General features: G+C 62.2%; 18 protein-coding genes. 8 read left to right on the forward strand and 10 right to left on the reverse strand.

Annotated elements, in window-relative coordinates:
- Positions 1-92: 92 nt before the first annotated feature.
- Positions 93-1061 (reverse strand): DUF4389 domain-containing protein, encoded by a 969-nt coding sequence (locus KVY23_RS20470; RefSeq protein ID WP_230558016.1) that lies wholly within the window; start codon positions 1059-1061, stop codon positions 93-95.
- A gap of 167 nt (positions 1062-1228) precedes the next feature.
- Positions 1229-2113, reverse strand: coding sequence for a universal stress protein (locus KVY23_RS20475; protein ID WP_230558017.1), 885 nt, complete (start codon positions 2111-2113; stop codon positions 1229-1231).
- A gap of 249 nt (positions 2114-2362) precedes the next feature.
- Between KVY23_RS20475 and KVY23_RS20480 the strand changes: the two genes are divergently transcribed.
- Both KVY23_RS20480 and KVY23_RS20485 read left to right on the forward strand, forming a co-directional pair.
- On the forward strand, positions 2363-3907 hold the full coding sequence (locus KVY23_RS20480) for an AAA family ATPase (protein ID WP_230558018.1): 1545 nt from the start codon (positions 2363-2365) through the stop codon (positions 3905-3907).
- Positions 3904-4473 carry a flavodoxin family protein gene (locus KVY23_RS20485; RefSeq protein WP_230558019.1) on the forward strand — a complete coding sequence of 190 codons (570 nt, stop codon included), beginning with the start codon at positions 3904-3906 and terminating at the stop codon, positions 4471-4473. Before KVY23_RS20480 ends, KVY23_RS20485 begins: the two co-directional genes overlap by 4 nt.
- A 43-nt stretch (positions 4474-4516) precedes the next feature.
- On the opposite strand, the gene KVY23_RS20490 is transcribed toward KVY23_RS20485, so the two are convergent.
- The 4 genes from KVY23_RS20490 to KVY23_RS20505 form a co-directional block, all read right to left on the reverse strand.
- Positions 4517-5395 (reverse strand): universal stress protein, encoded by an 879-nt coding sequence (locus KVY23_RS20490; RefSeq protein ID WP_230558020.1) that lies wholly within the window; start codon positions 5393-5395, stop codon positions 4517-4519.
- Between the two features lie 65 nt (positions 5396-5460).
- A complete protein-coding gene (locus tag KVY23_RS20495; protein ID WP_230558021.1) occupies positions 5461-5898 on the reverse strand; it encodes a hypothetical protein in 438 nt (145 codons plus the stop codon).
- Between the two features lie 136 nt (positions 5899-6034).
- Complete coding sequence (locus tag KVY23_RS20500) at positions 6035-6931, reverse strand: universal stress protein (protein ID WP_230558022.1); 897 nt, start codon at positions 6929-6931, stop codon at positions 6035-6037.
- Between the two features lie 68 nt (positions 6932-6999).
- Positions 7000-8013: a hypothetical protein gene (locus KVY23_RS20505; RefSeq protein ID WP_308071104.1), complete on the reverse strand. Its 1014-nt coding sequence runs from the start codon at positions 8011-8013 to the stop codon at positions 7000-7002.
- 173 nt (positions 8014-8186) lie between these two features.
- Between KVY23_RS20505 and KVY23_RS20510 the strand changes: the two genes are divergently transcribed.
- From KVY23_RS20510 to KVY23_RS20520, 3 genes are all read left to right on the forward strand, one after another.
- Entirely contained in the window at positions 8187-8822 is a 636-nt protein-coding gene (locus tag KVY23_RS20510) for a response regulator transcription factor (protein ID WP_075837649.1), read from the forward strand.
- A 68-nt stretch (positions 8823-8890) separates the two neighbouring features.
- A complete protein-coding gene (locus KVY23_RS20515) occupies positions 8891-9892 on the forward strand; it encodes a zinc-dependent alcohol dehydrogenase family protein (RefSeq protein WP_230558023.1) in 1002 nt (333 codons plus the stop codon).
- 261 nt (positions 9893-10153) lie between these two features.
- Entirely contained in the window at positions 10154-11884 is a 1731-nt protein-coding gene (locus KVY23_RS20520) for a GAF domain-containing protein (RefSeq protein WP_230558024.1), read from the forward strand.
- Between the two features lie 14 nt (positions 11885-11898).
- On the opposite strand, the gene KVY23_RS20525 is transcribed toward KVY23_RS20520, so the two are convergent.
- Positions 11899-13566 (reverse strand): bifunctional diguanylate cyclase/phosphodiesterase, encoded by a 1668-nt coding sequence (locus tag KVY23_RS20525; protein WP_230558025.1) that lies wholly within the window; start codon positions 13564-13566, stop codon positions 11899-11901.
- Positions 13567-13753: 187 nt separating this feature from the next.
- Between KVY23_RS20525 and KVY23_RS20530 the strand changes: the two genes are divergently transcribed.
- Positions 13754-14911, forward strand: a complete 1158-nt coding sequence (locus KVY23_RS20530) for a beta-ketoacyl synthase N-terminal-like domain-containing protein (protein WP_374108750.1) — start codon at positions 13754-13756, stop codon at positions 14909-14911.
- Between the two features lie 192 nt (positions 14912-15103).
- Positions 15104-16513, forward strand: a complete 1410-nt coding sequence (locus tag KVY23_RS20535; protein ID WP_230558026.1) for a carotenoid oxygenase family protein — start codon at positions 15104-15106, stop codon at positions 16511-16513.
- A gap of 69 nt (positions 16514-16582) precedes the next feature.
- Here KVY23_RS20535 and KVY23_RS20540 read toward each other — a convergent pair whose 3' ends face one another.
- Complete coding sequence (locus KVY23_RS20540) at positions 16583-17479, reverse strand: universal stress protein (protein WP_206511829.1); 897 nt, start codon at positions 17477-17479, stop codon at positions 16583-16585.
- Positions 17480-17725: 246 nt separating this feature from the next.
- On the opposite strand from KVY23_RS20540, the gene KVY23_RS20545 reads away from it, so the two are divergent.
- On the forward strand, positions 17726-19327 hold the full coding sequence (locus KVY23_RS20545) for a DASS family sodium-coupled anion symporter (RefSeq protein WP_230558027.1): 1602 nt from the start codon (positions 17726-17728) through the stop codon (positions 19325-19327).
- Between the two features lie 17 nt (positions 19328-19344).
- Here KVY23_RS20545 and KVY23_RS20550 read toward each other — a convergent pair whose 3' ends face one another.
- Both KVY23_RS20550 and KVY23_RS20555 read right to left on the reverse strand, forming a co-directional pair.
- Positions 19345-21669, reverse strand: coding sequence for an MMPL family transporter (locus KVY23_RS20550; protein ID WP_230558028.1), 2325 nt, complete (start codon positions 21667-21669; stop codon positions 19345-19347).
- Complete coding sequence (locus KVY23_RS20555) at positions 21669-22190, reverse strand: SRPBCC domain-containing protein (RefSeq protein ID WP_230558029.1); 522 nt, start codon at positions 22188-22190, stop codon at positions 21669-21671. Before KVY23_RS20555 ends, KVY23_RS20550 begins: the two co-directional genes overlap by 1 nt.
- Between the last annotated feature and the right edge of the window lie 234 nt (positions 22191-22424).

Below are 22424 nucleotides of genomic sequence, written 5' to 3' on the forward strand. Positions count from 1 at the left end.
CGAACCTGAGCAGCACCCGAACCCCGCACCGACACGCCCCAGGGTGAGGAATTACGTGACAGCGGGTGAGGAATTACGTGACGGACAACCCCTCAAGCCTGGGGAATTACGTGACCGCTGACAAACAGGCCGCGTGGATACCGTCCGCTGAACAAGATGGCGAAGCCCGATGCAACGGTGGTCACGAAGAACGCGACACCGAGGAACACCAAAACGATGTAGTGGGGAATGAGCAGCAGCCATTTCACGAGCCACAGACCCCGTGAAAGCGGCTGGTCGATTACACCGGTGAGTGTGGTGGGATACGGCGCAGACGCTACGGGACGAGGTCCGGAAGCGCCGGACCATTCTGGATCGGTAGCAGTCGTGCTCGCGGGGGGCGCATGGTGTCGACCTATTGCCACCGCGCCGATAATGATCAGTGGTACTCCGATAAGGAGAAAGACCACGGCCGCCCCCAGGACGGCCAGCGTGAGAGCTCCGAGAAACTCCAGGTGGGCACCCAGTTGCAGGTCAACGGCCACAGCAGGACTGGCGTCGGCATTCATCACAACGGCCGTCCATGAACCGTCTCGAAGATTCCAGGACAGTTTCTGCGCCCCTGGCCCAGCCGCACTCGAGGACCAGAACTGCTCGTCGGCAGGTGGTGAAGCGGCCCTGTCCCCCGGCACCTCGTCATAGGTCACCCGGAAGGGGTTGAAGGACACCTCGTCGATCCGTGCGTGTGCCACGTCGTCCAGGTAGCCGAGAACCTGTTCAGTAGGGCCGATACCGACGAAAACGTCGGTGCCGGGATCACGAGAAGTCGCTCCGAGAGTGACATATCCAAGGTTGTCGACACCCAGCACGTCGAGGCTGTAAGCGGAGTCGAAGATGTCGAAGTTGTCCGAAACAAGCGCACTGGACGAGGTTCGAAACTCCTCCGGCGGGAGCGTGCTCTCACCGCCATCGCGCTGAACGAAATACCCCCAGGACAGGAACGCGGCCGCAAAAAGCAACGCTATTCCAATGAGGGCACTGAAGCATCCGAGCACAAGCGCAACTACTTTGATGGGACGCATCAGGGCTCCTTGGGGATGACGAGTTCGGGCTCACGTGAACATTCGAATCGAAATGGATGCTCGTGCTGCAGTTCGATCATCCAAGACCCCAGCCGCCGCATTCAGAGTCCGTGGTCACCTCATCGGTGGGATTTGGTCCCACGAAAACCGTCGTCGACGGCTGTCGTTCAGTGGACCAGCAACACCGAACACTTCGAGTGGTGCAACATGTTCTGACTGACCGAACCAAGCACTGCACCAGCGATCTTCGAGCGTTTGTGACTCCCGACCACAACGAGCTGCGCCTTGGCAGAGAGGTGTTGGAGATGGCGAGCTGGGGATCCCTCGACCGATTGCACCGTGAGGCGCACGTCGGCAAACTTTTCGCGTAGCGTCTCGACGAACTCGCGCAGCCAACGTTCGTTGTCGACTCGGACCTTTTCCCAGTCGATGACGCATGCGCCATAGCCGATCCCCACAGCGGTCCCAACCTGCCACGCGTGCGTGACAACAAGCGGCGCATGCAGTGCACGCGCATATTCGAACGCCGTCGTGGCGACGTGTCGAGATGTTTCCGAATAGTCGATCCCGACCACAACAGGCAGAACCGTGTCGGTCTGCGCTGCCTCGAGTGCTCGACGCACCATGACCGGGCATTCGACAGCATTGGAGATCCTGATTACTTCTCCACCCAACACGAGATCACGAAGTCCGTGGCGAGCCTCTGATCCGACCACCACCAACGACGCATTGCTCGACACCGATGCGAGGAAGGAAGCGATCGGTGCGCGGGTGAGCACAGTTTCCACGTTGACGGACGGAGCAACAGCGTCAACGAGACTTTCGGCCGCGGCGAGCACGCGTCGACCGACACTGTGCACTTCTTCCGAAAGGAGATTCTCATCCCGCGTTGCCGCAGTGCCGAGTTGTCTCTCGGCGTCCGGCATCGCATACACAAGGATCAGCGACATGCTGGTGCTATCGGCGTACTGTGCCGCCCACTTGCAAGCCTCCAGCGCAGTGTCTGATCCATCGATTCCGACGTAGATCGGCAACTCTATGAGGTTGGGCATCCGCCACTCCTTCTGTCTCGCTCACCCGATGACAATCAGGACAGCCACCGTCCCGATCTCATGAAACGCTCCGCGGCTGAGTAGGACGTCTGACATAGGTCACCGAAGCAGAGGACCTACGTCAGCAGAGTGTTCGATGCAGTCTCCGTAGCGTGTGCACGTAATGGCCCAGTTGTTCCGATATGGACCGGTCGACACCGCAGTCGAGTCCGAATTCACCGGACAACCCTTTGCATGGAGGAGTAGCAGATGACCGCACTCGATCAGCGTCCTACCTCGGTCACACAGAGCGGGTCTCAGGAGAATATCCCTCAGAGCGTCACCGCTCGCGAAACACATTCGGCCATCGTGCTCCTACTCGAGACGATCGCCTACAAAATGAAGAAACCGATCAAAACCGATTTTCTCGACTTTCGAACGGTGGAATCGAGATGGAGCGCGCTCGAACGCGAGTACATCCTGAACGCCCGTTTCGCGCCGGATGTCTATGTGGGGATCGCCGAATTGACGGACCCCGCCGGCGGTGCGTCGGAACCCCTGCTGAAGATGCTCAGGCTTCCGGACTCCGCCAAGCTGGCTGTTCTCGCCGCCGATGGCGCGGATCTCACCGAACAACTTGCCGCCATCGCGAGAATTGTCGCGAGAGTCCACCGAAACAGTCCCCGCCGCGAAGCGATCGACCACGAGGGCACCCGGGAAGCGCTGCGGGGACGCTGGTCGGCGAATATCCGAGAGCTGCGCGAACTGTCCGCAGGCATTCTCGACTCGACCACCGTCGACGAAATCGGCTTCCGTGCGACACGTTTCATCGATGGCCGCGGCGCATTGTTCGATGCCCGTATCGACCACGGGCACATTGTCGACGGCCACGGTGACCTGTTGGCCGACGACATATTCTGCATGGAGGACGGCCCACGAATTCTCGACTGCCTGGACTTCGACGACAAGCTACGATACGTGGATCGCATCGACGACGCCGCCTGTTTGGCGATGGATCTCGAGTATCTACAGCGGGCCGACGCGGCTCGTTACTTCCTCGATTCCTACTTGGAGGCAGCGTGTGACGCCCCTCCCCGATCCTTGATCGACCACTACATCGCATATCGCGCCACCGTGCGCGCAAAAGTTGCATGCCTTCGTGCTCGTCAAGGACGCACCGAGTCCGTACCTGACGCCGTGGAGCACGCGCGACTAGCGCTCGAACATCTCGAATCAGCGACCATGACGATGACACTGATCGGCGGCTTGCCCGGAACCGGCAAATCGACGCTCGCGGCAGGACTGGCGCGCAAAACCGGGGCAATCGTGCTGTCCACCGATATTGTGCGGAAGGAACTGGCAGGCCTCGAACCGACCGACTCGCACGCCGACCCGTTCGAGCAGGGCTTGTACACGCCCAGCATGACCGATCACACGTATGCCGAACTACTGCGGCGAGCCCGCTCAGAACTCGCCGCAGGCCGTTCGGTCATTCTCGACGGTTCGTGGTCCGACCCTGGAATGAGAGAACGGGCCGGGCTGCTCGCTAGCATGAGCTATTCCGAACTCGTCGAAATCGAATGTCGCGTTCCGGCGGATGTGTCGTTGCGTCGCATTGGAAATCGCCGAGTACACGTCTCCGATGCAACACGCGAAGTGTACGAGGCAATGGCGAGCACGCGTAGAACCTGGCGCACTGCCACGGTCGTCGACTGCTCTCGCGATGTCGACGAGTCGGTCCGAGCTGCCTCCGCCGCGTTGAGCTCGGCAATACACCGCGTACCGACCGCGGACGATCCTAGGAGCATTCGATGAAAGCCCTGATCATCTACGAATCGATGTACGGCAATACACGCAAGATCGCCGAGGCGATCGCGAAAGGCATAGGGTCCGCCGACGTGGGTTCGGCTGAGACGTCCGGAGCGAGTACTGCGGTCGTCGAGGTCGTGCCTGCTTCGCACGCGTCCGAGTTCGACCTTGCTACCTATGACCTCGTGGTGGTCGGCGGCCCGACCCATATACACGGTCTGAGCCGCCAACGAACACGACAGGGCGCAATCGATGCCGCAGGTCAGCCGGGCGCCACTCTGCAGCTCGATTCCGCCGCCTCCGGCACCGGCATCAGAGAGTGGCTGTCCACCCTGGACGCCGTCGACAGCTGCGCCGCAGCGTTCGATACACGTTTAGATCGGTCCCCATTGATCACCGGTCGTGCATCGAAGACGATCGCCAAACTGTTGCAGAAACTGGGCTGGACTCTGATAGTCGGACCGGAGAGCTTCTTGGTGGACGCGAGCACAACATTGAAGCAGGGTGAGGTCGTTCGAGCCGAAGAGTGGGGACGAACCCTCGTGGCGGTGAACACGTCGCCGAAAACCTGACCGGTGCGCCAGGAGGAGCGTCTTGGCTCAACGCACTAGTCGCTCAACGCACTATCAGTACCGAGCAATCAGCGTGATGAATCAGATTCTGGCTCACCGAGCCGAGGACGGCACCGCGAAGCGCACCGCGACCTCGACACCCGACCGCCACGATCGAGGCCTTCGACGACAGCGCACGCATACCTCGGGACGGGGAAGATTCCTTGCTGAGGATAGACAGTTCCACATCGGGGTTCGCGAGCTGAAGATCCTCTACGTGCGATGTCAGCCAGCGCTTCTCATCGGATCTCACCTTTTCCCAGTCGATGTAACCGGCGCCCATTCCGATACCGATATCAGCGGCAATCCCCCAGAAGTTAGCTGCGACGAGCGGCTTCTCGAATGCGTGCGCAATACCCGATGCAATGGCGAAGGCACGATCCGATTGACTGCTGCCGTCGATACCGACCACGATCGGGCGCGCTGCGTCAGTGGACTCGGCTTCTTCCCGCCAGACCAGCACTGGGCATTTCGCTTGATCGACCATACGAATGGTGTTGCTGCCCAGAACTAAATCGCGAGCGTAGCCCGACTTGCGGGTGCCCAACACAACCAACTGAGCCTGGACGTCCGAAACGTAGGCCGATATGGAGACACCTTCTATCGTAGTTTCGACCGACAGACCGGGCGAGACCTCCCGCGCAGCATCCGCCGCTCGTTCGAGACATACGCGTCCTTGCTCGCGCAAATGGCTCTCCAGCGCGCCATCGTCCGAAAGGACCGCAGAGCCAAACCAATCGCGAGCGGGAACGGTGTGGACAAGTCGCAAGAGCACCTGCAACTTCGCAGCGTACGCCGCAGCCCACTTCACAGCGGCGATCGTTTCGTCGAAGCCGTCGACGCACACCACCACGGGCAGACCGCGATCGGAAAAATCTGTCATGAACACTCCCTCGATTTGTTTCTCGTACTTGTTTTGTAGCAACTCATGGACGATTCTCGTCGTAGTCAACTCGTTTCCAAGTTCGGGCCTCCTGGTTGCTGATGTGATGTGCCGCCCGAATACCACATCGGAGTGACCTCGACGAGTCGACCGGACTCGCGTCCGCCGGACGGGTAGGAGTTGGCCGCGAGATCGGCCGCGGCCCGACATGCCGACCCGTGGACGACAATCGTCGAGATCCCATTCTCCGCTGATTGCGCGACGTCAATCTCCAGGGTGACGGGGCTGGCGATCGACGTCGCGCCCAAGCCCGATTCAGGATCGGCAATGAAGTAGATCCGTCGACCGATCACGACGATGTCGACAGTTCGATAGCCATGGTCGCGACTGCGTACTCGCGCGGTCGATGCGACCTCGATGAGTCGATCGACCATGACCAAATCGAGCGTATTCCACGGCTCGAATTCGGGTAGTGGCGGGTTCTGGCCCACGTCGCTGGACATCGAGACCCCTTCCGAGAACACATGCCAGTTGTGGATGCTTACGTAGATTGCATGTCAAACGCAGCGCTCTCGAATAGGGCATTTCGTCCTCGAATAACCGCAGCCGGATCGGCGGACGCACCGCCGGGCACGCCAATCAGAATCGAGGTGGACGACAGATCATCAGCGGCACCTTCGCGTGATAGAGGAGATTTCGGCTGGTAGATCCGGCGATAGCACCGAGCAGACCCGTATGCCCCCTGCTGCCCACCACGATCAACTGCGTCGCATCGGAAACCTGCAGAAGTGTCGATGCCGGGTTGGCTTCGCGCATCACCCGTTGCACAGCAACTTCGGGGAACTGCTCGCTCTTGCCTGCAAGACTCTCGGACAGCACCGCTTCCTCGGACGCTGCCACCGCCTGCGAATCGAGCATCACCGGTATCTTGAACACACCGGCTGTCATAGCTGCACTCCATGTGTGCACCGCTATGACGGGCGCACCGAATGCAGCCGCGAACTCGAATGACTCGTCCACGGCCCTCGTGCTCAGCTCGCTACCATCCACACCCACCACCACCGGCCCGCGGTCGGGCTCCTTGTTCTCGGGCCCCTTCCACACCACCACAGGGCACCCGGCCTGATCGACCACCAACTGCGTTGTAGAACCGACGAGTGTGCTGCCGAGCGAACCCCACCCGGACTGTCCGACGACGAGCAAGCGAGCGTGATCGGAACTGTCCAGCAGAGCGCGTGCCACGAAGTCACTCGAAGACTCTCTGCTCACGGTGATCTCGGGATGGTTGGCGAGTACCACCGTCGATGCCTCGTCGAGGACTGCATTCGATGCGGCCAGGAGCATTCCGTCCCACCCGCTCGAACCCGATGCGTCGAATCCTCGATATGCGAACAGCTGTCGGTCCACTGCACACAGCAGATGCAAGGGCAGGTTCATCCGCGCGGCCACCGCAGCCGCCCATCGGGCTGCACCGAGCGAGTTCACGGATCCGTCGACGCCCACAACGATCCGTCGATGACTGGCCAACGTAGACAAGGTTTCCTCCATGTGGACTGGTTCGATTCGCTATCACCGTTGGTGCGGCGCGGTGTGCCTTCGAGCCGCTACCTCGGCAACGGTCCACGTCGGTTCGTTGCCCGCCCGCCGTCGATGGTCAGGACAGACGACACCAGCCGTCGCGGCGTTGCCTTCTGGACCGCACCCTCCGGTTTGGTACCGATTCGGATCAACACCTGCGGCACTCCGCTGTCCGGAGCGAGCGACTTGACCAACGCACGACTGCCCGACTGCTCTGTCATGTGTGTCAAGGGGCACGTCGACAGCCCGCCCACCGTGGCTTCGAGCAAGTACGACGAGAGCGCCCGGCCGCAGTTCACCCAGTCCAGGCGCAGATCAGAGTTCGTACTCAACAGCACGACGGCAGACTCGTCGTCGATCGACGACGTACTGGTGGCCGCCGCGCGCGGTTCCGGGAACTGCCGTCCCAGTTCTGCATTCGACGATTCCATGTGAGGCGCGAGCGAGTTCGAGGGGATTCCCTCCGAGGCGAAAGCATGACCGGCCCACCACCGCATTTCGGCCTGATAAGTCGCGTCGTACTTCCTGACACCGGCACTGAGCCTCGACGCGGCAGCCAGGGTCTGCCTTCCCTCCGGCGAAACGACCGTCAAACGGGTGTCGCAACGCTCGGCCGCCTCTCGCATTTGCGGCGTGTCGATTCGGCTGCCCGACAGCGTCCCGAACGGTCTGCGGTCCGAATGCCGACGGTTGATAGCGGTCAAGAGGTCGAACTCGTGTGACTGAGGATGCGCGCCGCGCACGAAGTGCACGCGCGCAAGATGGTCGGGCGAATTGCGGCTGGGGAGTAGCTCGACTTCGGTCGCCCACTTGAAGGTCGTGGCCGCCTTTTCGAGGTGGTCCAGCGCCGCACCGCAGCTGATGGTCAGTTGACGGCCCGTGGGGTCGATCGTGCTCAACAAGCGTGTTCGATCGGTATGGAGGTCTACGTAACCGTCTGCGTACGACCATTTCCACGGTTGACTGTTGTGCACCGACGGCGCTCGACAAGCAAGTTCGACCATCATTTCGACCACCGGTGGATCTGGTTGAACGTTCACGATTCACGTCTCCTCGAAGATGCCCATCTCGACAACAATGGGTTCCTCTCACAGTGATGTATCGGTTTCTCGGCGGACAGAGCCGATCGTCACTGACTTCGGAGACTTTCGGCCGGCATCACAGTTTGCGAGTCGACAGTATGCTGGCAGCTCTATCCATCCGAGGAGATACCGTGATATCTGTTTTTCTGGTCGATGACCATGAGATCGTTCGTCGAGGACTCATCGATCTCATCGACTCCGATCCCGACCTCACAGTCGTCGGCGAGGCTGGCACTGTGAGCAACGCTCTGGCTCGGATACCTGCCTTGCGCCCAGACGTCGCTGTTCTCGATGTCCAGTTGCCCGACGGCAACGGTGTAGAGCTGTGCCGCGAACTGATGTCCACCATGCCGACGCTCCGGTGCCTGATGCTGACATCCTTCACCGAAGACCAGGCCATGCTCGATGCAATACTCGCCGGCGCCAAGGGCTACATAGTCAAGGACATCCGAGGGATGGAACTGACTGCGGCAATCAAAGACGTCGGGAGCGGTAAGTCCCTGTTGGACAATCGCGCAGCGGCCGTGCTGATGGAGAAACTGAGGTCTTCGGAGGAAACGCCCGTAGCTGGTCCACTCCGGAGTCTCACGGAGCAGGAACGCAAACTTCTCGCCCTTCTCGGAGAGGGTCTGACGAACCGGCAAATTGCCGATCGGATGTTTCTCGCGGAGAAGACCGTAAAGAACTATGTCTCGCGCCTGCTGTCGAAACTGGGCATGGAACGACGCACGCAGGCAGCGGTCTACGCGTCGAAGCTCGAAGACTGAGCGTCGTCGACCTCCTGGGTGACCTACGGCCCTAGTCCGCTCGGCGAGGACCGGTCGAGACTGCAGGGATGAAAGCCTGGCGTGTACAGCGACCCGGATCGATCGATGGCGAACCCTTGAAGATGGTCGAGGAACCGCCTCCGCGACCCGGTATCGGCGAAATTCTCCTCGCGGTCGATGCCTGCGCCGTCTGCCGAACGGACTTGCACGTCGTCGAAGGCGACTTGCCCGTTCACCTCCCTCATGTCGTGCCGGGCCACGAGATCGTGGGCACCGTCGTCGGTATCGGGCCAGAGACGAAGACGAATCATCGTGTGGGTGATGTGGTGGGAGCCGCATGGCTTCGGAATACTTGCGGAGTCTGCGCTCAGTGCCTTAGTGGACGAGAAAATCTGTGTCTCGCTTCGTTGTACACGGGGTGGGATCGTGACGGTGGCTTCGCCGAGTTCGCCGTCGTGCCCGCCGACTATGTCTTGGAACTGCCACGCGGATACAGCGCGATCGAGTTGGCGCCACTGCTGTGCGCGGGCATCATCGGCTATCGCGCCCTGGCCTGCGCCGGTGTACCCAGCGGTGGGCGGCTCGGCCTCTACGGCTTCGGCGCGAGCGCCCATATCGTCGCCCAGCTCGCGGTGCTCGACGGTGCCCGCGTGCACGTCAAGACCCGCGGCTCGGCTGCCCAGGAACTTGCACGGTCATTGGGCGCGGTATCCGCGCAAGGGGCCTTCGATGCGCCACCCGAGAAACTGGATTCGGCGATCGTATTCGCACCCGTCGGCACTCTCGTCCCGACAGCTCTCGAAGCCCTCGACTCCGGTGGCACCGCAGTGCTGGCGGGGATCTACATGTCCGACATTCCGATCCTGGACTACCAACTACATCTGTTCCACGAAAAGAAGCTACGCAGCGTCGAGTCCTACACCCGCGCCGACGCACGAGCATTTCTGGCGCGCTGTGACCAGGATCGAATACACCTCGAGACGACAACATATGACTTCGACGGTCTTCCTGCCGCACTTCGAGACCTACGGCACGGCCGTTTCGCAGGTGCTGCCGTCATCTCCATGTGACTCCGCTGGTCCATGTGACACCGCTGGTCCATGTGACACCGCTGGTCCATGTGACACCGCTGGTCCATGTGACACCGCTGGGTCGACGTCCGCGCGGTGGGGTCGAGCCTCAGGCCCCGCCCCGGTTCGAACCTGCTACGGGGGACTGCTGCTCTATCCCAATTTCCAGCATCAGAAAGTGTGACGTCTCACAGGTTCTGCGTGCGCCTGGCGGACATCATAGGCATAATATTCCGGGTGGTCGGAAATGAGTTCGAATCCTTGAGCAACCAACCCAGCAACCAACCCGGCGAACTGAGTGGCACGCTGTCTCAACTGCGGCTTCGCGAGCTCCTAGGTGAAGTTCAAGAGCGCCTCGGCAAGATCGTCGACGCCCGCGAGCAACTCGATGCTCTGCTGCATTCGATGCTCGTCATTTCCAAGGGCTTGGACTTGGAAGCCACGCTACGGTCGATCGTCGAATCTGCGGTTCAACTCGTCGATGCACGTTACGGCGCGCTCGGAGTCCGTGGGCACAATCATGAACTCAGCGCGTTCATCTATCACGGAATCGACGAGGAGACCGCAGCGCGAATCGGGCCGCTGCCAACGGGTGGCGGTGTCCTTGGTTTGCTCATCGACGAGCCTCGTGCCATCAGGCTCACGTGTTTGTCGGATCACCCGTCGTCGATCGGTTTTCCTGCAGGCCACCCGCCCATGAACTCGTTTCTGGGTGTGCCGATCCGCGTACGCAACGAGGTGTTCGGCAATCTCTATCTGACGGAAAAGAACGGCAACCGATCTTTCACCGAGGACGACGAAGCGGTCATTCGCGCGCTCGCTTCGGCGGCCGGCGTCGCTATCGAGAACGCGCGCCTGTACGACGAGGCTCGTACGAAGCAGTCGTGGATGGAAGCCACGCGCGATATCGCAACCGAACTTCTCAGTGGCACCGACACAGATCAGGTCCTGCACACGGTCGCTGCAAAAGCGCTCACTCTCACTGCCGCGGACCTCGCCTTCATCGCCACACCGATCGACCCGGATGCCCCAGCGGAGGACGTCACCGAGCTCGTGATCAACATCGTGGCCGGCGATCGGTCGACGGAGTCGGGCAGCGTCCTGGGAAATGTCTTGCCCGTATACGGTTCGACCTCCGGTACCTCCTTCCGGGGAGGGACACCGATCCGCGCCGACCGTCTCGAATTCGACGCGACAGCTGGATCGAACACGGACTTCGGACCTGCTCTCATCTCGCCCCTTCGCGCTGCCGATCGCGTCACCGGTGTTCTCGTGGTGTTGCGCAAGGCATCGAGCGAGCCGTTCGACTGCGATCAGCTCGAATTGGTGTCCGCGTTCGCCGACCAGGCCGCGGTCACCGTGCAGATGGCGAACGCCGCGCGGAGACTCCGCGAACTCGACGTGCTGGGCGAGCGTGATCGCATCGCCCGAGACTTGCACGACCGGGTCATTCAGCGGATCTTCGCCGCTGGGCTGTCGCTGCAAAGCACGGCTCAGCGCGTGACAGCACCACAAATCCAGGCACGGCTTGCCACGACGATCGACGACCTGCAGGACACAGTCCAGGACATTCGGTCCGCTATCTTCGACTTGCAGTCCCCCGATGCAGCGACGGTCGGACTGCGGCAGCAGGTCAACGCAGTTGTCTCGGAGATGACCGAGGACTCAGGACTGCGGACCACCCTGCGTGTGAGCGGCCCTCTCTCGGTCGTCGACGTTCCGCTTGCAGCTCATGCACTCGCGGTCCTTCGTGAGGGCATCAGCAACTGCGTTCGCCACGCCGATGCGAGCACCGTGACTATCGCGATCAGCGTCGACGACGACCTCACCATCGAAATCACCGACAACGGCGCGGGGATCCCCGAGGTCATAGCTGCCAGCGGGCTCAAGAATCTACGCTCACGCGCCAAGGAATGCGGAGGGCAGATGACTATCGCAGCAGCCGAGAAGACAGGCGGGACGATACTGACCTGGTCGGCACCTCTACCCTGACAAGACCTGATTCGCTAGCGCTGCCTCTGCGCGGACAGCTGCTTGGGCGGAGGTTTGGACTGATACATCTCGAGGTCGGCGTCGTTCAGGATGTCCTGCGCACTGCGGGTATCCCGAGGCGAGACGATGACTTGCCCGATGCTCGCAGCCACCCTCAGCGTCCGGTCGGACACCGTCATCGGCACGGACAATTCGATGCGTACTTCGTCCGCTTCGGTTCCGTTGCCGTTCGGGATGACGGCGACGAACTCGTCGCCGCCGATGCGGCCGACGATCGACTCGGTAGTCAGCGCTTCGGTGAGACGGTCCGCGACCGACTCGAGCACGGCGTCTCCAACCGCGTGGCCGTGGGAGTCGTTGATTGCCTTGAAGTTGTCCAGGTCGATGAAGAGGACGGTGACCGGTCCTGATCTCGGCCGGGCCAGCTCGTCGTCCAGGCGCTCGAGCACGCAGGTTCGGTTGGGCAGCCCGGTCAGATGATCGTGGGTGGCGGCGTGCACGAGCGCCTTTCCCTCGAGATGCTGGCTGGTTATGTCGCTGAATGCGGCGACGACGGAGGAGTTCTCATCATCCGGGTCGAGCAAGGTAGCGGTCAGCGACAGCCAGAATCGACGATTGTCGCGACGACGTTCGATGCCGATCACGGCGGTCGACGGCAGGCCGGTGCGCCGGGTCGACACCACAGGATGATTGTCCGGATCCACCGGGTGTTCATCGGTGTCGAAGACGCGGAACGGAAGCGTCCAAGCCCGCCCTCGAGTAGAAAGCCCGGCGTGCACGTCCAGTATCGATTTCGCAGCTCGGTTCGCTGAGGTGATGTGACCGGTGTGGTCGAGAACCACGACGCCCTCGTCCAGCGATTCGACCACCGCGGTGAAATGCTCCTCCGCCCGGCGGATAGCCGTCTGGTCGGCGCAGACCAGCACGAAGCCGTCGCCCATCTGAGCGGCGGAGACAGTGACGGCCAGCGGTGAGCCGTCAGTTTTCACGTGGGTATCTCGTATACGTCCACCTGCGGCGATGATCGCGGCCGGATAGCAAGCAACGCCGAACGCGGCAGACAGATCGCGGCCGATGACTGCTGTGGAACTGTGTCCGTACACCTGCTCGGCGGCTGGGTTCCAGCTGGTGACAAGCCCGTCTCGACACACCGAGACAATGGCGTCGCTGACGTGATTGATCAGCGCTGCCTGCCCGAGCAGGGCTTCCTGCGCGGCCTTGTGCTCGGTCAGGTCCCGCAGGATCACCTGAAATGCCGACTGTCCGCTCCAGGTGGTTCGCACCGATACCGCCTCGGCGGGGATATGGGCGCCGGTCACGGTGATCACCGTGGCCTCGGAGGGCTCGCTGACTGCCCCCTGACAATCGAGATCGGCGATGCGCGAGAGCATCGGGGCGATCGAGTCTGCGTGGATGAACTCGGTGATGACGTGTCCGATCACCCGATTCGGATCGCCATCTGCCTCGAGGTATCGAAGGCCTGCAGGGTTCATGTAGACGATGCGACCGAACTGATGGACGCAGATTGCATCAGGAGTGTGCTCGATGAGCATGCGGTACCGGTCTGCGAGATCTGGCCAGGCGGCTGTTTCCTCGCCGAAAACCAGCGAACCGTCGGCACTCGACGCCTCCTGCTGCCGTGGATCATGCCCCTGGTGTCGATCGCGCGACGCTGGGTGCATTGTCCGATCCTCGTCTGTGGGCGGCTCGATTCCCACGATTAGATCACCTTTTCCGAGCACGCGTCGCTGCCATGTCCCGTTGGTGACGTATGAGAAGAACCGAATGGACTCTCTTCCGGTTTGCGGCGTTAATTCAAGATGCGGGACCACTTTCGGGACCCGTCACCTTCGAAGATAGGACACCGACGTGAATACATACGGTATGAACATCTCCGGCATCGGAGCCGTATCCGGCTACGGCTGGGGCGCAGAGGCACTGTGGGACGGACTGGCGTCCGGCAAGGCCGCCGCCACACTGCATCACAACCTCACGCAACCGGGCCAGAATCCCGTGTGGCTGGCCAAGGTGCCGGCCGGGGGTGACGATGCAGACGGCTCGAGCAGGTTCGGTCGAGCTCTGCGGGGCGCAGCCCGAGAAGCTATCGACAATGCACTCACTCGCGGTTGGAAGCCTGGTCGACGGGTGGGCCTGGTGCACGCTGTCGTACTGGGCGATGTCGACGAATGGCGCAGCTTCTACCTCGAAGATGGCGGGCAGCGCCGCGTGCGGGACTACCTGACGCTGATGCCGTCGACTCCGGTGTCATTGCTGATGCAGGAGTACGGCTTTCACGGCCCTGCAATGAACGTCTCAGCGATGTGCGCATCCGGCAACGCCGGCTTGATCACCGCCAAGATGTGGCTCGATACCGGATTCGTCGACGACGTGGTGTTCCTGGCCACCGATCTTTCGGCGACGCCGGAGAACATCGAGCACTTCATCAAACTCGGAGTAGCTGCCGTCGACGCGGAACCGCAGGACGTCTGCAGACCTTTTCAGAAGGGCAGCCGCGGGTTCGGGGCGGGTGAAGCTGCGACGGCGTTCGTGCTGACGGGGCGCAGCGAAGGTTCGTACGGGCGGATGCTGGGAGGGGCGATGTCGCACGACGGCTTCCACGCCACTTCCATCGACCCCGATCTGACACAGGTGCGGCGATGCTTCGAGGAGGCGCTTTCGCACGCGGGCGTCACTCCGTCGCAGGTGCGGTACCTCAACGCGCACGGACCCGGGACCGCCCAGTGCGACGCGGCCGAGACGGCGATCTTGGAGTCACTGCTGGAGTCGCGCTCTCAGGTGTATTCGATCAAGCCACTTACGGGGCATTGCCAGGGCGCGGCGTCGGCAATCGAAACCGCCGCCGCGGTGCTCGGGTTCGAGCGCAATCTCGTCCCGGCTGCGCCTCGGGTCGCCGATGGTCATCCCCTGCTGCTCGACGGCTTCACCCCCGCCGAAGCAGGACTGACGGTCAAGTCCTCGCTGGGAATGGGAGGGCACAATTCCGTAGTCGTTCTGGCACCGGCCTGAGACGGTTCCGATGGGTGGCTGGACGCCTTGGCCACCCATCGGTGCGATTCGGACGCCTGGCACCCCCACGACTTCATGCTTCGGGGGTGAGTCGCTTCGGGACCGCGCGCGAGATGATGGCCTCTCCCCTTCTGTAGTCGATTTCGCTTGTAGTCGATGTCGCTGTCGCCCGAGCGAGAACCGGGAGCAATCATGACCATGGCCTCTGATCCGCACCGTCCCCCGCCTGTCGACCTCGTCCATCACGCCCACCTGACCGGCGTCTACGCCCCGCAGCGAGAGGAAGTCGACGTCAGCGATCTTCGGGTGACGGGCAATATCCCCGACGATCTGCACGGCAGCTATCTCCGCAACGGACCCAACCCTCGTTTCGACCCGATCGGATCGTTCACCTATCCCTTGGACGGTGACGGAATGGTCCATCGCATCGTTCTCGCGGATGGTCGCGCTTCCTACACCAACAGATTCGTTCGAACGCCGATGGTCGAGTTGGAAGAGGCACGGGGAGAGACGATCTGGTCGGGCCTGATGGACGGCTACACGCCGCCGGCATCTGTGGTCGGGGATGCGCTGGCAGGCACCGTGCGCCAACTACCCGACATCAACATCGTTCGGCACGGCGGTCGGCTGCTGGCGATGGCCGAATCCGACAAGCCCTACCGGCTCGATCCGCAATCCCTCGCGACTCTCGGCGCCGAGGACTGCGATGGCGCGATGTTGGTCGGCAGTACCGCCCATCCCAAGATCGACCCTCGCACCGGTGAAATGGTTCTCTTCAACTATGCCCTCGAGGCGCCGTACCTGACGTGGTCTGTCGTGGGCGCCGACGGCACCAGGCTCCGTGCGCCGACACCTGTGGACGGGCTCGATGCGCCGCTGATGATTCATGACATGGCAATGACCGAGAGATATCTTGTGCTCTTCGCCAATCCGCTGGTGTTCGATCTGGCTGCGGTGATGCGGGGCGGGGCTCTGCTGTCCTGGCAGCCGGAGCGAGGCACCCGCATCGCGTTCATTCCGCGGGACGGCGACGCGGTGCGGTGGGTCGATACCGATCCGTTCTGGGTGTGGCATTTCGCGAACGCTTTCGACAACCCCGACGGGACCGTCACCATCGACTACGTCGAACATGCCTACCCGGTCGGGTTCGCGACGGCACCGAACACACCGAACGCACCGACTCTGATGCGCGCCAGCTGCGATCCCGCTACCGGCGTGATCAAGCGTGACCAGATCAGCGACAGAACCGGACTCGAGTTCCCGCGCATCGACGACCGAATGCTCACCCGGGAACACCGACACATCGCCACCGTCGGGAAGGCCGGCGCAGATCACGACGACCTCGAAAGTCTCTGGTTTCACGACAGCCGCACCGGCCGAGACAGTTGCTTCAACCCCGGGGTCGCGATCGGTGAACCGATCTACATCCCCAGCGATCGACACGACTACTGGGGCGCAATCGGCACCGACCCGAGCGACATGCGTTCACGGTTCTATCTGCTCGATGCCGACAACCCCGAGAACGGCCCACTGGCCACAATCGACCTGCCGATCCGGGTGCCAGCGGGACTGCACGGCGCGTGGTTGCCCGGTCTTGACTGATCCGAAGCTCGCGCCCCTCCGTGCACCGAGGCCATCCGTGCACCGAGGCCTCAGTGCACCACTTCGCCCTCAGTGCACCACGAGGACGGGGCAATCGGCATGGTGGACGAGGTTCTGACTGACCGAACCCAGGACCGCCGCGGACAACCGACCGCGTCCGCGGCTTCCGACCACCACCACCTGGGCGGTTCCCGACAGCGCGCGCAGTTCACGTGCCACCGAAGCTCCGACCGACAGCGCTCGAACGGAAACAGTCGGATAGTCGTCGTGGTAAGCATCGACCATGGACTGCAACCACTTTCGCTCCGCTTCACGGAGGTGGCTCCAGTCCACGGACAGGCTGTAGTAAAGCCCATCAGTCTCGCTGGAAGCACCGACATGCACCACAAGTAGTTCGACGCCCAGGACGTGGGCGAGATCGAATGCGGCCGCCAACGCCCGTTTCGAGGGGTCCGAACCGTCCACTCCGACTACGACTGGGCCCTCCTGCGTCGCGACGTCGTCGCCACGCGCCCGCCACACCAGCGTCGGGCAGGACGCCGCGTTGATCACCGTGGTCGCGGAATGACCGAAGGCTATGTCGCGTAGCGGGCCCGATTTGTCGGCGGCGAGGATCAGCAGGGTTGCATCGGCCGAGATCGACTCCGCCATTTTCGCCGCCGACAACTCGACGATCTTACTGTCGACCTCGATGCCGGGATCGAGCTCGTGAGCAGATTGGACTGCCTCCTCCAGTCGCTGCTGTGCAGCGTTCCGAATCCTCGAGGGATAGTCGCTCGTCTCAAGCGATGCCGCCATCGCCGCGCTCCACTCGGTCACCGATGATGCGTGCACGATCTCGAGGTGCGCCTGAGCACGTTGCGCGAGTCCCACCGCCCACTTCACCTGGTCGGTATCGGTCGGCGATCCGTCGATGACGACTACGAAACGTCCATCCTCGGTGAGTGGCCCTTTGGTTTGCATCATGGAATTCCTTCGTCCGGCGAGTGGAACGAGACCCGCATTGCGGTATCGCTGCAACTATCGTGCTCGCAGGCGGCGGCCGTCGGAAGGGGCCGAAGGCCACCTGCAGCGAGGACTTCTGTTGCACCAGCATCGACTGTAGGCCCCTGGTGTCGTGGCCGCATCAGTTACCCGAATGCGTCGCATGATTCGGACTTTTCAGCCACCGGAGACGTTACGCTGGCGAAACGCCGAGCACGAGGAGGTCCTATGGCGCACCTCGGCCCTGAGGAACAGACGGATAGTGGCTCCGAGAACAACGAATTCGACGAACTCGACCAGAGATCGGCCGGTGAGCGCGCCGACGAGGTGAAACCGGGGCGTCGGAGGCGTCAGTGGGTCGGGCTCGCCGCAGGCGTCTTGTTCGCGGCAGTGGTCTACGTTGCACTTCCGAACGAAGTCGAACACGCTGCTCGGTTGACCGCCGGAACGGCCGTCCTCATGGGCATCTGGTGGATGACCGAGGCAATCCCGATTCCCGCGACAGCATTGTTGCCGCTCATTATCTTTCCGATTTTCGATGCCGACGTCGCCGTCAACGACGTGGGCGCCTCCTACGGCAACAACATCATCTTCCTGTTCATGGGCGGCTTCCTGTTGGCGCTGGCGATGCAACGGTGGAATCTGCACCGTCGGATTGCGTTGTTGACGGTCAGCGCCATGGGCACCAAGCCGACGATGGTGATCGCCGGATTCATGATCGCGACAGGCTTCCTGTCGATGTGGGTGTCGAACACGGCGACCGCGGTGATGATGATCCCGATCGGTGTTTCGGTTCTGGTTCTGGTGCTCGACATCGGCAAGAAGGCTGGGGGTACCCCCGCTTCCGGGGACGACGCACCCGACGCCGCAACGATCACGGCGGCGGTGATCAAGAGCAACTTCGGCACTGCCCTGATGTTGGGTATCGCGTATGCGGCCTCGATCGGATCGTTGGGGACGATCATCGGCACCCCACCCAACACCCTGCTGGTGGGCTATCTGGAAGGCGAAGGAATCACCATCGGATTCCTCGAATGGATGATCGCGGGAGTGCCGCTCGCGGTGGTCTTGTTGCTTTTTGCCTGGTTTCTGCTCACCCACGTTCTGTTCAAGCCCGAGATCGATGACATCCCCGGCGGCAAGAACCTCATCAGGGGTGAGTTGGATGCGCTGGGAAAGATGGCGCAAGGCGAGATTCGAGTGGCGGTCATCTTCTGTCTGGCAGCAGCATCCTGGGTTGCTGTTCCACTCCTTTTCGACGACCCTCCGATCTCCGATACCGGGATAGCCATGACCGCAGCGATACTGCTGTTCTTGTTTCCCAGCGGAAGCAAGGCCGGTGTGCGCCTGATGGACTGGGAGACAGCGGTCAAGCTGCCCTGGGGTGTGCTGCTGCTCTTCGGCGGCGGACTTGCCCTGTCGTCACAGTTCCAGTCCAGCGGCCTCACCGACTGGATCGGCAGTGTGGCAGCAGGTCTCGATACGATCCCGGTGATCCTGCTGATCATCGTCATAACGACGGCAATCATCTTCCTCACCGAGATCACCAGCAACACAGCAACGGCAGCAACCTTCCTACCCATTGCCGGCGGTGTGGCGATGGGGATGAACATCGACCTGCTCACGCTGACCATCCCCGTCGCACTCGCGGCAACCTGTGCATTCATGCTGCCCGTGGCGACACCCCCGAACGCCGTCGCGTACGCGAGCGGTTACGTCACCATCGGGCAGATGATGCGCGGCGGCGTGTGGCTCAACCTCGTGTCCATTGCCTTGATCACGATCGCCGCTTATACCGTCTTCGCCTGGTCATTGGACGTGGCGTATTGACCGAACGATCAATACCGTCATCCCTGGGTGAATACTGACGGTTTCGCGTCCGGCGTGTTTGGACGCACCTCGGAATCCGTTGGCATGCTGGAAGGTTTGTCGACCAACGATTCGCCGTCGATGTCTATCCTCGGCAACACTGCGCGCAGAGCCCTCGGCATCCACCAAGCTCGTTCGCCGAGCAGCAGCATTGCTGCAGGGATGATTGTCATTCGCACCACGAAGGCGTCGAGGAACACCGCCGTCGCGAGGGCGAAGCCCATGGATTGAATGAACAGATCGTCCTGTGCAACGAATGCTGCGAACACCGACACCATGATCAGGGCCGCTGCCGTGACCACGCGCGCACTCTGTGTGAACCCCTCGACCACCGCAGTCGTGGCCTCGCCGCCACGCGAATACGATTCCTTCATCCGCGAAACCAAGAACACGTGGTAGTCCATCGCAAGTCCGAAGACGATGCCGATGAGGAAGATCGGCATCGACGAGGCCAGGGGCGCCGGTGAGAACAAGCCGAACAGGCCGTCCTGGAACAGCAGAACAGTCACACCGAACGTTGCTCCCACGGACAGCAGGAAGCCAGCCGCGGCGGTGAGCGGAACCACGATCGAACCGAACACCACCGTCAACAACAAGAACGCCAATCCGACGACGATGAGCAGGTAGACCGGTAATGCGTTCGACAGACGGTCGGTCACGTCTGTCTGGACGGCAACGATGCCCGTCACGCCGATTTTCGTTCCGGTAGCGGCCTCCACGTCAGCCGTCCCACCTCGCAGATCGGACAACAATGTCTTGGTCGACTCGTCGTTGGGTCCGCCGGAGGGCGTGATGAGGACACGAGCTCCGTCACCGGCATCGTTCGTTCCGATCAACTGGGCGCCCACGACCCCTGGAACGTCCGAAGCCCACTCGATCACGCGCTCGAAGGCGTCCGGAGACTGGGCCTCCTCGGCATCGATCACCATCAGCAGTGGAGCATTTCGTCCGGCACCGAAGCCTCGTTCGATCAGATCCGAACCCTCTCGAGCAGGGGTTCCCACTGCCGCCGTTGCATCGGAGGGCAGCGCCATGGCCAAATGGGTCACCGGTAGTGCAAGCAAAACGAGAGCTACGACGCCTGCGACGAGCGCACGGATCGGTGCGGCCCGCACGACACCGATCCATCTGCGGCCGAGAGTATTTCGTTCGACGGTAGGTTCGCTCGCCGCGCCGACGCCCGGGATGCGCCCAGCGAATGCTCTTCTTCCGAACACACCGATGAGGGCGGGAAGCAACGTCAGTGCAATCAATACGGCGACTGCGACGGTGGCTGCGGCTGCGATGCCCATCGACGTCAGGAACGGTATCCCCACGACGGCCAACGCCGCGAGGGCGATCACCACCGTTGCTCCTGCGAAGACGATCGACGATCCGGCTGTTCCTACGGCCCGTCCGACTGCTTCTCTGCGGTCGCTCACCTCGCCGAGCTCGTGTCGGTATCGGGACAGCACGAAGAGTGCATAGTCGATGCCCACCGCGAGTCCGAGCATCGTTGCCAGCAACGGTGTGGTCGATCCGAGATCGGTGAAGGCGGTCGCAGCAACGACGCCGAGCACGCCGATGGCCACCCCGACCACGGCGGTGATCAGCGGCAGCCCCGCAGCGACGAGAGATCCGAACGTGAAGATGAGAACAACGGCAGCTACCAAGAGGCCGATCAGCTCACTCGTCGGGTCGATGACGCTCGAACTTTCCATGCCGGGACCGAAATACCCGATGTCGAGTCCTGAGCTGCGAGCGGTTTCTGCGATCGTCTCCACCCGCGCCTTCGTGTCCTCGCTCACGTCCGCAGCGTCTGTCACGTCGAACGACCATTCCACCGTCCCGACGGTGCCATCGGCACTGAGCGGACTGACTGCGGCTGCGTCGGACCGTGCGCGATCCTCGGCGACTCCATTTTCGAGCGCGTTTGCCACCAGGAGTTCGGTCTGAACCTCCGCCGCCTGGACGGGATCAGCGATTGTCGAGGTCGTCGACAGCTGCTGCAGGCCCTGCAGATCGTCGACGAGACGCTGCACCGCGGTTGCTGCCGGGCCGTCGTTCAGAGTCGACCCGTCGGGCGCACCGATGACCATGGTGACGTCCGCGACAGCATCGGCCGGCTCGCCCGCGAAGAGCTCGGCCGCCATCGCCCGAGCTTGCTCGGCCGGCGTGTTGGGAATGGTCAGCGAGTCCTGCATGGGTTTCGACATCGTGACCGCCATGAAGCCGGTGACCACGAGGACTGCAAGCCAGGCCGCCACGACCGACCATTTGTGGTCGAAGGCGAAACGTCCGAGTCGGTAGAGCCTGTGCGCCATCAGTTCTCCTCGGACATGCTCGTGACCGACGTCGAACGCAGCTGCACCTCGTTGGCCAGCGCGTCGTTCATGGCGCGGAACTGGGTCAAGGTGTCGTTGCGGAGCATGCCGCGGAGGGGCGGAACCACCAACCCGCGGAAGTGCTCCTCCTGTACGAAGCGGACGCGCCCCGGGGCGATCTCGTCGATGGTGAAGAAGTGCTCGCCGTCGAACAATCCCGGCAACCAGAACTTCCCCTTCCACCGGAATTCTCGGTTCACCGACAACGTCAGCACGGTCGGAGTGAACGTCGAGGTCCCGCCCTTGGTGTCCGCCAGGACGTTGGTGATGGTGGCGCCTTCAGCCAGCGGGCCCGTGGACGAGAGGACGAACGGGTTCCAACGCGGGTAGGACTCCCGGTCCACGAGGACGCTCCAGACCTCGTCCGGCGATGCGTCGATTTCGCGCTCGGCGCGGATGACGAACGATTTGCGAGTGGACCACACTGCGTATGCGACCGCCGCCCCGATTACTACGACCATGACAATAGTTCCCATCCTGGGCATCTCTCTCGACCATTGACCGGTGTTCGCTTGCAACACCTTCGAATTGAGCGGCACTTCGACCGACCGGCCGAATTGCGTTTGCGCACAGAAGGTAACAGTTCCCGGACTCGAGGCCAAGGGACCCGAAGCCGCTCGAAGGCAAGAACGGCGACTCCACAAGAGTTCCTTAAGCGACGCCGAAGTCCCACCCAAGGCCCACCGGCTACGTTT

It is taken from the genome of Rhodococcus sp. I2R (genome assembly GCF_020889545.1).
In the GTDB taxonomy this organism is placed as follows: Bacteria; Actinomycetota; Actinomycetes; order Mycobacteriales; family Mycobacteriaceae; genus Rhodococcoides.